6 protein-coding genes are annotated in these 11,206 nt (G+C 30.4%); 4 read left to right on the top strand and 2 right to left on the bottom strand.

Annotated features, from left to right (window positions below; translation table 11 throughout):
* Positions 1 to 4: 4 nt before the first annotated feature.
* The 4 genes from FBF21_RS07070 (at position 5) to FBF21_RS07055 (ending at position 7,341) form a co-directional block, all read left to right on the top strand.
* Complete coding sequence (locus tag FBF21_RS07070) at positions 5 to 1,828, top strand: motility associated factor glycosyltransferase family protein (protein WP_168985465.1); 1,824 nt, start codon at positions 5 to 7, stop codon at positions 1,826 to 1,828.
* Complete coding sequence (locus tag FBF21_RS07065) at positions 1,825 to 3,645, top strand: motility associated factor glycosyltransferase family protein (protein ID WP_168985464.1); 1,821 nt, start codon at positions 1,825 to 1,827, stop codon at positions 3,643 to 3,645. The genes FBF21_RS07070 and FBF21_RS07065 overlap by 4 nt, the downstream gene beginning before the upstream one ends.
* 96 nt (positions 3,646 to 3,741) lie before the next feature.
* Entirely contained in the window at positions 3,742 to 5,469 is a 1,728-nt protein-coding gene (locus FBF21_RS07060) for a flagellin (protein ID WP_168985463.1), read from the top strand.
* 144 nt (positions 5,470 to 5,613) lie between these two features.
* Complete coding sequence (locus tag FBF21_RS07055) at positions 5,614 to 7,341, top strand: flagellin A (RefSeq protein ID WP_168985462.1); 1,728 nt, start codon at positions 5,614 to 5,616, stop codon at positions 7,339 to 7,341.
* 30 nt (positions 7,342 to 7,371) lie between these two features.
* Here FBF21_RS07055 and FBF21_RS07050 read toward each other — a convergent pair whose 3' ends face one another.
* Together FBF21_RS07050 and FBF21_RS07045 are read right to left on the bottom strand one after the other, a co-directional pair.
* Entirely contained in the window at positions 7,372 to 9,258 is a 1,887-nt protein-coding gene (locus FBF21_RS07050) for a motility associated factor glycosyltransferase family protein (protein ID WP_079460883.1), read from the bottom strand.
* Complete coding sequence (locus FBF21_RS07045; protein WP_168985461.1) at positions 9,255 to 11,201, bottom strand: motility associated factor glycosyltransferase family protein; 1,947 nt, start codon at positions 11,199 to 11,201, stop codon at positions 9,255 to 9,257. The genes FBF21_RS07050 and FBF21_RS07045 overlap by 4 nt, the downstream gene beginning before the upstream one ends.
* Positions 11,202 to 11,206 lie beyond the last annotated feature (5 nt).

Here is an 11,206-nt window from a genome sequence, read left to right as displayed (position 1 = left end):
CCTAATGAGCCTACTAGAAAAAAACATACAAGCTTTATTAAGTGGGGTAAATGAACCCTTAGGAAATAAACTTTTAAATTTCATACAAAATAAAACTTGCTCTCGTTTTAATATAGATGAAAATTTAAATATCTATGATAAAACTCATAATGTTTTTATGTATGAAAATTTAGAAGAAGAATTAAATTTTTTCTATCAAAGTATTTTAGAAAAAACTCCTAGATATCCTTTTGTATGTATTTATGGTATAGGCAATGCTTTACTGATTAAAAATTTAGCTAAACACTATAAACATCTTTTTGTATTTGAAAGTGAAATCGAACTTTTTATCCTGGCTTTAAGCACGCTGGATTTGAGTGAAGAGCTTTGTAGTGGAAAAATTTATCTTGTGGATATCGAAGAAGAAAGAGTAGATATTCAACTGCTTATACTTTTTGATATGAAAGATATGTTTGAGTACTTAAGTTTATATGAAATGTTTGTAAATAATGTTTATTACAAAAAGTTTTATGAAGATATTTGGCATAAAGCAGATGAACTTTGCGAGAAAAATATTAAAGTTGTGATAAGAAATTTAAATTCCAGTTTATGTATCGGTTTTGAGTGTTATTCTCATCTTTTACAAAACATCCCTTCTATGCTTGAAAGCATTCCTTTTCAAAGAATCTTAAATGAAAGAAAAAACAAATTCGAAAATGCTATAGTAGTTTCTGCAGGACCTAGTTTAGCTAAACAACTTCCTTTACTTAAAGCTTATCAAGATAAAGCAGTGATATTTTGTGCTGATGGGGCTTTGAGTATGCTTGAAAAAGAAGGCATAGTGCCTGATTATGTTACGAATTTAGATTTTACTGATTTAGCAATGAAATTTTTTCAAAATAAAGAAAATAAAACTTCTTTAAATGTGCTTTCATGTGCTACTCATCTTAGCTTGGTTCATTTTTTAGATAATAAAAGTGTAGTTTTAAGAGATGACCCTTTATATCAACGCTTCAATCTCAATGACTTTGGTTATATCGATACAGGCACTCATGTGAGTCATTTTTCTTATACTTTAGCTTTGGCTTTAGGATTTAAAAATATTATCATGATAGGACAGGACTTAGCCTTTGATGAAGAAGGAAATTCACACTCAAAAGGTTTTAGTTATGGTGAGCAATTTAATGGAGAAAAAACTGTGCCTACTTTAAAAGCTCAAGCCTATGCAGGCAAAGGTGAAGTTTTAACTCATATAACCTGGAATGATTATCGTATAAAACTTGAATATCTTTTTGCTTGCAATGAACAAAAAGCAAAGTTTTACAATGCTACTGAAGGTGGAGCAAGGATTAATTTCACTGAAGAACTTTCCTTTAAAGAATGTTGTGAAAAACTCCTTACAAAAGAAAAACCTCAATTTGAACTTCCAAAAAGTTTAACTAAAAATAGAAGTGATAAACTCCTAGTTAAATTCAAAGAAAAAATACAAAAAGATCAAGATAATGCTAAAAGATTTTTAGACGATGCTTTAGCTTTAAAACAAATTTTAGAAAATATACTCAGTAAAGATTTTATTTTACCTTTAGAATTTTTAGAAAAAGTCTATCAAAACATAGAAAATTTTAATCACTCTTTAGATGAAGATGAGTTTATACAGGATGGTATTTTAAAAGCAGTGATGTATGAGCGAGGACTTAAGATAAGTTTAGTTTATAAAGAAAATATTGTAGATAATGCTAGTTTCATCACAGCTTATATTAAAGCTTACCATGAATGGTTGCTTTATTTTATGGAAAAATTAGAGCAAAGAATAAATATTATCATCGATTCTTTTAAGGAACTTCCATGAATTTGCTAGAAAAAAACATACAAGCTTTATTAAGTGGGGTAAATGAACCCTTAGGAAATAAACTTTTAAATTTCATACAAAATAAAACTTGCTCTCGTTTTAATATAGATGAAAATTTAAATATCTATGATAAAACTCATAATGTTTTTATGTATGAAAATTTAGAAGAAGAATTAAATTTTTTCTATCAAAGTATTTTAGAAAAAACTCCTAGATATCCTTTTGTATGTATTTATGGTATAGGCAATGCTTTACTGATTAAAAATTTAGCTAAACACTATAAACATCTTTTTGTATTTGAAAGTGAAATCGAACTTTTTATCTTGGCTTTAAGCACGATAGATTTGAGTGAAGAGTTGAAAGTTTATAAGGTTGTATTATTTGACTGTGTTGCAAAGGATTTAGAAATTCAAATTGCTATGATTTTTGATCAGCAAAGTATTTTAGAGTATTTAAGTTTATATGAAATGTTTATTAGCTCGCATTATTATCTTAAATACTATGAAACTTCTATTTTATCTTTGAATGAACTTTGTATTAAAAGTGCAAGTGTAGCAATAAGGAATGCAGATATTACATGTTTTTTACCTTTGCTAACACATGGACAGTTTTTACAAAACATCCCTTCTATGCTTGAAAGCATTCCTTTTCAAAGAATCTTAAGCCAAAGAAAAAACAAATTTGATAATGCTATAGTAGTTTCTGCAGGACCTAGTTTAGCTAAACAACTTCCTTTACTTAAAGCTTGTCAAGATAAAGCAGTGATCTTTTGTGCTGATGGGGCTTTAAGTATGCTTGAAAAAGAAGGTATAGTGCCTGATTATGTTTTAAATATCGATTTTAAAGATTGTCATGCAATGAAATTTTTTCAAAATAAAGAAAATTTAAAACAAAGCATTATCGCTCTTGAGTGTGCTACGCATCCTAATGTCGCGCGTAGTTTAAATGCTGAAAATTGTATGATTGTTTTAAGAAATAAAGCCCTTTACCAACGCTTTAACCTTAATGACTTTGGCTATATAGATACGGGTACTCATGTAAGTCATTTTTCTTATGCTTTAGCTTTGGCTTTGGGATTTAAAAATATTATTATGATAGGGCAAGATTTAGCCTTTGATGAAGAAGGAAATTCACACTCAAAAGGTTTTGATTTTGGGGAGAAATTTGAAGAAGAGCATAAAAAATATAAACTTAAAATCCCCGCTTATGCAGGTAAAGGTGAAGTTTTAACCCATATAACTTGGAATGATTATCGTATAAAACTTGAATATCTTTTTGCTTGCAACAGTAAAGAAGCTAAATTTTACAATGCTACTGAAGGTGGAGCAAGGATTAATTTCACTGAAGAACTTTCCTTTAAAGAATGTTGTGAAAAACTCCTTACAAAAGAAAAACCTCAATTTGAACTTCCAAAAAGTTTAACTAAAAATAGAAGTGATAAACTCCTAGTTAAATTCAAAGAAAAAATACAAAAAGATCAAGATAATGCTAAAAGATTTTTAGACGATGCTTTAGCTTTAAAACAAATTTTAGAAAATATACTCAGTAAAGATTTTATTTTACCTTTAGAATTTTTAGAAAAAGTCTATCAAAACATAGAAAATTTTAATCACTCTTTAGATGAAGATGAGTTTATACAGGATGAAGTTTTAAGAGGAGCTTTTGCTTATCGTGGAAAAATGATTGCTGATGTATTGAAACTTCATATAAAAGATGAAACACATTTTATCACAGCCTATATCAAAGCTTATGATGAATGGTTGATTTATTTTATAGAAAAGTTAGGGCAAAAATACAAGTCTTTGTCAAAAGTATGAAATTTTATTACCAAAGTATAAAATATTTTTTTGATTGCACGATATAGCATTTAACAAGTTCATGGATGGGCTTGAAATTTTTTAAAAGGATTTAAAATGGGATTTCGTATTAACACCAATGTTGCAGCTTTAAATGCTAAAGCAAACGCTGATTTAAATAGTAAAAGTTTGGATGCTTCTTTAAGCAGACTTAGTTCAGGTCTTAGAATCAACTCCGCAGCAGATGATGCTTCAGGGATGGCGATAGCAGATAGTTTAAGATCTCAAGCTAATACTTTAGGTCAAGCTATATCTAATGGTAACGATGCTTTAGGTATTTTACAAACTGCTGATAAGGCTATGGATGAGCAACTTAAAATCTTAGATACAATCAAAACTAAGGCAACTCAAGCGGCTCAAGATGGACAAAGTTTAAAAACAAGAACCATGCTTCAAGCAGATATCAACCGTTTAATGGAAGAACTTGACAATATCGCAAATACTACTTCATTTAACGGTAAGCAACTTTTAAGTGGAAATTTTATCAATCAAGAATTTCAAATCGGTGCGAGTTCAAATCAAACTGTAAAAGCAAGTATAGGAGCAACCCAGTCTTCTAAGATAGGTTTAACTCGTTTTGAAACAGGATCAAGGATTTCAGTTGGTGGTGAAGTGCAATTTACCCTTAAAAATTACAATGGTATAGATGATTTTAAATTTCAAAAAGTTGTGATTTCAACTTCAGTTGGAACAGGACTTGGAGCTTTAGCTGATGAGATCAATAAAAATGCTGATAAAACAGGTGTTAGAGCTACTTTTACAGTAGAGACTCGAGGCATGGGAGCAGTTAGGGCTGGAGCTACTTCAGATGATTTTGCTATCAATGGGGTAAAAATCGGTAAAGTAGATTACAAAGATGGTGATGCTAATGGAGCCTTGGTTTCTGCAATCAATTCGGTTAAAGATACAACCGGAGTTGAAGCTTCTATCGATGAAAATGGTAAGCTTTTACTTACTTCAAGAGAGGGAAGAGGGATTAAAATTGAAGGTAATATAGGCAGAGGTGCTTTTATCAATCCAAATATGCTGGAAAATTATGGTCGTTTATCTTTAGTTAAAAATGATGGTAAAGATATTTTAATCAGTGGAACAAATCTTTCTGCTATAGGTTTTGGAACAGGCAATATGATTTCTCAAGCTTCCGTTTCTTTAAGAGAGTCTAAAGGGCAAATCGATGCAAATGTAGCTGATGCTATGGGCTTTAATTCCGCAAATAAAGGAAATATTTTAGGAGGTTATTCTTCTGTTAGTGCCTATATGAGTAGTACAGGAAGTGGATTTTCTTCAGGTTCAGGTTTTTCTGTAGGTAGCGGTAAAAATTATTCTACAGGTTTTGCAAACACTATAGCTATTTCAGCTGCTTCGCAACTTTCTGCGGTATATAATGTTTCTGCAGGTTCAGGTTTTTCATCGGGATCAAATCTTTCTCAGTTTGCAACCATGAAAACTTCAGCAGGGAATACTCTTGGTGTAAAAGATGAAACAGCAGGTGTAACTACACTTAAAGGCGCTATGGCTGTGATGGATATAGCTGAAACGGCTATAACAAATCTTGATCAAATCAGAGCCGACATTGGTTCAGTGCAAAATCAAGTTACATCAACTATAAACAACATCACTGTTACTCAAGTAAATGTTAAAGCAGCAGAATCACAAATCCGTGATGTAGACTTTGCAGCTGAGAGTGCAAACTACTCTAAAGCAAATATCTTAGCTCAAAGTGGCTCTTATGCCATGGCACAGGCTAATTCTGTTCAGCAAAATGTTTTAAGATTACTACAGTAGTTTACAAAAGCTGCAATATATACAAATCCAAGCCTAGTTTAAACTAGGCTTTTTTATTTTAAACTCTAAAATTTTTAATTAAACTAAAACTTGGAACACTTCTTGCTTTAATCTTTTCGATGCAATATTTTGAAAGGATTTAAAATGGGTTTTAGGATAAACACCAACATCGGTGCATTAAACGCACATGCAAATTCAGTTGTTAATGCTAGAGAGCTGGATAAGTCTTTAAGCAGACTTAGTTCAGGTCTTAGAATCAACTCCGCAGCAGATGATGCTTCAGGGATGGCTATAGCAGATTCTTTGCGTTCACAAGCAGCTACTTTAGGTCAAGCTATAAACAATGGTAATGATGCTATAGGTATTTTACAAACTGCTGATAAGGCTATGGATGAGCAACTTAAAATCTTAGATACAATCAAAACTAAGGCAACTCAAGCGGCTCAAGATGGACAAAGTTTAAAAACAAGAACCATGCTTCAAGCAGATATCAACCGTTTAATGGAAGAACTTGACAATATCGCAAATACTACTTCATTTAACGGTAAGCAACTTTTAAGTGGAAATTTTATCAATCAAGAATTTCAAATCGGTGCGAGTTCAAATCAAACTATAAAAGCTACTATAGGAGCAACCCAGTCTTCTAAGATAGGTTTAACTCGTTTTGAAACAGGATCAAGGATTTCAGTTGGTGGTGAAGTGCAATTTACCCTTAAAAATTACAATGGTATAGATGATTTTAAATTTCAAAAAGTTGTGATTTCAACTTCAGTTGGAACAGGACTTGGAGCCTTAGCAGAAGAGATCAATAAAAGTGCTGATCAAACCGGTGTTAGAGCTACTTTTACAGTAGAGACTCGAGGCATGGGAGCAGTTAGGGCTGGAGCTACTTCAGAAGATTTTGCTATCAATGGGGTAAAAATCGGTCAGATAGAATATAAAGATGGTGATGCTAATGGAGCCTTGGTTTCTGCAATCAATTCGGTTAAAGATACAACCGGAGTTGAAGCTTCTATCGATGAAAATGGTAAGCTTTTACTTACTTCAAGAGAGGGAAGAGGGATTAAAATTGAAGGTAATATAGGCAGAGGTGCTTTTATCAATCCAAATATGCTGGAAAATTATGGTCGTTTATCTTTAGTTAAAAATGATGGTAAAGATATTTTAATCAGTGGAACAAATCTTTCTGCTATAGGTTTTGGAACAGGCAATATGATTTCTCAAGCTTCCGTTTCTTTAAGAGAGTCTAAAGGGCAAATCGATGCAAATGTAGCTGATGCTATGGGCTTTAATTCCGCAAATAAAGGAAATATTTTAGGAGGTTATTCTTCTGTTAGTGCCTATATGAGTAGTACAGGAAGTGGATTTTCTTCAGGTTCAGGTTTTTCTGTAGGTAGCGGTAAAAATTATTCTACAGGTTTTGCAAACACTATAGCTATTTCAGCTGCTTCGCAACTTTCTGCGGTATATAATGTTTCTGCAGGTTCAGGTTTTTCATCGGGATCAAATCTTTCTCAGTTTGCAACCATGAAAACTTCAGCAGGGAATACTCTTGGTGTAAAAGATGAAACAGCAGGTGTAACTACACTTAAAGGCGCTATGGCTGTGATGGATATAGCTGAAACGGCTATAACAAATCTTGATCAAATCAGAGCCGACATTGGTTCAGTGCAAAATCAACTTCAAGTTACTATAAACAACATCACTGTTACTCAAGTAAACGTTAAAGCAGCTGAATCAACCATAAGAGATGTAGACTTTGCAGCTGAAAGTGCAAATTTTTCTAAATATAACATCCTTGCGCAATCAGGTTCTTATGCTATGAGTCAGGCTAATGCAGTGCAGCAAAATGTTTTAAAACTTCTTCAATAATTTCTTAGATGCTTTTATGCATCTAAGCTTTTAAAGTGCTTTTTTCTTTTCTAAAAAGTCTTGCAAAGGTAAAATAGCGATTTTAAGTCTTTTGTCTTGAGCTTCTAAAAGTTCTATGATATTTTCTATCAAAGATTCATGTGCATAAATCCAAGCAAAAAGTTTATTTTGTTTATCAGATTCATCTTTGATATCTTTAAGATATAAAGGCGTTAATATACTTTGTTCATGATGTAAAGTAGGGCCTAAAATTTCTTGTAAAAAGAGATATTTTTTATTTGAAAGTTTTTCTTTGATTTTGTCTATATTCTGGTTTATTTGTTCAAGAGAGAGCTTGTTTTTTCCATGGGTAAGATTGTGAATTTGTTTTTGAACTTTTTTACACTCTTTTTTAAAATTTAAGGATAAATTCATATTTTTTTTAATTTTTTGATAGATTTTTAATCCGAGTTTTACTTGTTCTTTAGTATTTAAAACTTGTAATTTTTTAAATTTTTTATCTTTTTTATTTTCGAGTAAATTTTCGCAAAGTTCTTTAAAAGGTTTTTCTATAGCGCTTTCTATCCTAGCACCTCCTTCAGTGCAATTATAAGTTTTACTTTTGCTAAAAGCAATGAAATTTTCAAAAATTTGTCTAAAAAGTGTCCAAATTTCAGAACTTTGAACTTTTCCATTTCCTCCATAAGCTGTAGTGCTAAATTTATCTAAGTCCCTTTCATAGTCTCCATTGTGTAAATTAGCATGGATGAAACCTTGAGAATGTGTTTGCCCATCTTTGGCATAAGCTAAATCCTGACCTATGAGAATGATGTTGTTATGTCCTAAATTTTCAGCCAGTTCATAAGCCATATGAGATACACTCATGCCTGCGTTAATATATCCATAATCGTCTAGCCCCAAGCATCTCGCAAAAGGCTGGCCTTTTATGATTAAAATGTATTTTCTTTTATTTTTTTTAAGATAAGAAATGGTTTTTTTATGCACCAAAGAAGCTACTAGAAAAATGATGTCTTTATCAAAATCTTTAAAATCATTATTAAAACATTCAGCTACTATTTCATCGCGTTCCAACATACAAACATAATCAGGTTTTATACCATGCTTAGCTAAAATAGGATAAGAAGAATCCGCACAAAAAATTGTAGCTTTATTAGCATATTTTTTTAACAAAGGAAGTTGTTTAGTAAGAGATGGTCCTGTAGAAACAATGATAGCTGTATCACTTATACCCTTTCTTTTAGAAAGTAATTCTTTATAACTAGGATGAGTAATCATTTGAGGAAGATTATAAACAAATTGTTCTATACCTTGCATGGCATCTTTAGGATCATTACCACGCATAAGATTGTGATTTTTGATGATTTGCATGTTGAGTTTATTAAGTTTTAAAATATCTTCTTTATAGTATTCATAAAAATCATTAGCAATGTGTAGATTGTAAGAACGATAAAACAAATCCCCTATCAAACGAAAAACTTTATCCATTTTAGGAAGATTAATATCATCATGATGTAAAATAATGAGTCGCCCTAAGCTTAAATCTTTGCTAAAATCTATGAAATTTAAGGCCAAAAAGATAAGCTCTAATTCTTTTTCAAAGATGATTATTCTTTTAAGTGCTTGATTTTGAAGTAGAATTTTATATAAAATTCCATTTCCAAAACCATAAAAAAAAAGCACAGGATAGCGTGTAAAATCTTTAAAATATTCTAAATTTTTTTCAAGCTCTTTGATGGGATCTTGATACATTTTTTTTAAATTTCTTTTTTTTATGATATTGATATCAAGATTATCTTTTCCTTGAGTGAAAGTAAATTCTCTAAGCTCTTTTAGATCCTCAAGTTTTTTGCGTAAGTTGTTATACTCAAAACCGCTTAAAGCTTTTAAATTTTTGTTAAAATTATTTTCTTCTCTCACCTTCTCACCCTTTCCATCCATTTATCTAATTTTCTTTCTTTAAGTTTTTCTTCTAAAGGAAGTATATTTTTAATCAAAGCATTTTCTTGTGCTTTAATATGTCCATAAACTAATTCCATAAATTCTAAATGTTCTTTTATCCAAAGAATACTTTTATTAAAAGCATCTTCTTTGGTTTTAGGATTTAAAACATAAATTCTAGCAAGATTAAGTTCAAATTGAGTACGCAGAGGTTGTAAAATTTCATATAAATCTTGCATTTGTTTTATATCTTCAAGTTTATTTTTAAATTCATCTATTTTTTCAATAGCTAAATTGATATCCTCTTCTTTTTCATTTAAACTCAAATATATACTTTGTATATTTTCAAAATCATTGCTGAGTATTTTACTAAAATCTCTACAATGTTTAATACTTTGATAAACTTTATAATAAGCCTTAAGTAAAAACTCATTTTGTTTATTTAAACTTAAAGGTTCTAATTTTTCAAAAGGTTTATTTAAATCTTTATCAAGTAAATTCTCACAAGCCCATAAAAAAGGTTTTTCTATGGTTCCTTCTATCCTTGCTCCACCTTCGGTACAGTTATAGGTGGTGATACCCATTTTTCTAGTATTTGGAATCATTTCATTTTCAAACCAATTTTTAAATAAAAGCCATATACTATGAGTTTTAACTTCTTCTTTCTCGCCATAAGCTTTGGTTAAAATATGCTCATACATTTGACTTTCATAGCTAGCTGAATTTTGATAATCATCAGGATGAGAATTGCCATTTTCAGCATAAGCTAAATCCTGTCCTATAAAAATGATGTTTTTATGACTTAGATAAGTTGCTAGATAAGATAATGTATGTGCAACGCTAAATCCTACGGCAGCATAAGAAAAATCTTTAAGATTTATATAATATGGAAAAGCAAGAACTTTTTGAGTTATGACTAAATTTCTACCCTTTAAATACTCAATCGCCTTTGGATGAACAACACCAGCACAAATAAACACAATATCCTTATCAAATTCTCCAAAATCATGATTAAAAAACTCTGCTGTTAATTCAGTTCTTTCCAACATACAAACATAATCAGGTTTTATACCATGTTTAGCTAAAATAGGATAAGAAGAATCCGCACAAAAAATTGTAGCTTTGCTAGCATATTTTTTTAATAAAGGAAGTTGTTTAGTAAGAGATGGTCCTGTAGAAACAATGATAGCTGTATCACTTATACCCTTTCTTTTAGAAAGTAATTCTTTATAACTAGGATGAGTGATCATTTGAGGTAAGTTATAAACAAATTGTTCTATGCCTTGAAGAGCATCAAGAGGATCATTACCATTTCTTAAAATGATATTTTTAAAAGTTTCTGCTAATTTCTTATTTAACTCCAAAACATCTTCATGAAATCTTTCATAATAATGACTCATCAGTTCTAAAAAATAAATTCTAGAAAATTGAAAGAAAGGTTTAGAAGAGCAAAGTTCAGTATAATCTTGAGTTTGTAATTTATCATTTTCTAAAATCATCAATCTTGCACTTTGTAATTCATGTGAAAAATCTAAGATATGAAACATTATCCAAATGATTTCTATATCTTTTTCAAAAACAACAATATGTTGATGATTTTTATTTTGCAATAAAGCTTTAAATAAAACTCCATTTCCAAAACCATAAAAATACAATACAGGATAAAGTAGGTATTTGTCATTATAAGTATTTAGCATAGTTTGCAATTCTTTAATGGGATCTTGATAAAGTAAATTTTCATTATACCCCCCCCCATTATTTTTTATACTTGTATCTTTTAGATTGATATCTAGATTATCTTTACCTAAGATAAGTTCAAATTTACTAGACTGGATTTGTTTTAAACTTTCTTTTAAAAGAATATTACTTAAAGCCTCAATGTTTTTATTAAAGAGCTCTTTTTGGGTAGGGGTGAAGGTCATTGGAA

Origin of the sequence: Campylobacter sp. CFSAN093238, assembly GCF_012898015.1 — a bacterium.
In the GTDB taxonomy this organism is placed as follows: domain Bacteria; phylum Campylobacterota; class Campylobacteria; order Campylobacterales; family Campylobacteraceae; genus Campylobacter_D; species Campylobacter_D jejuni.
The sequence above is the reverse complement of the archived record's forward strand: the minus strand, read 5'-3'. Positions and strand labels throughout refer to the sequence as shown.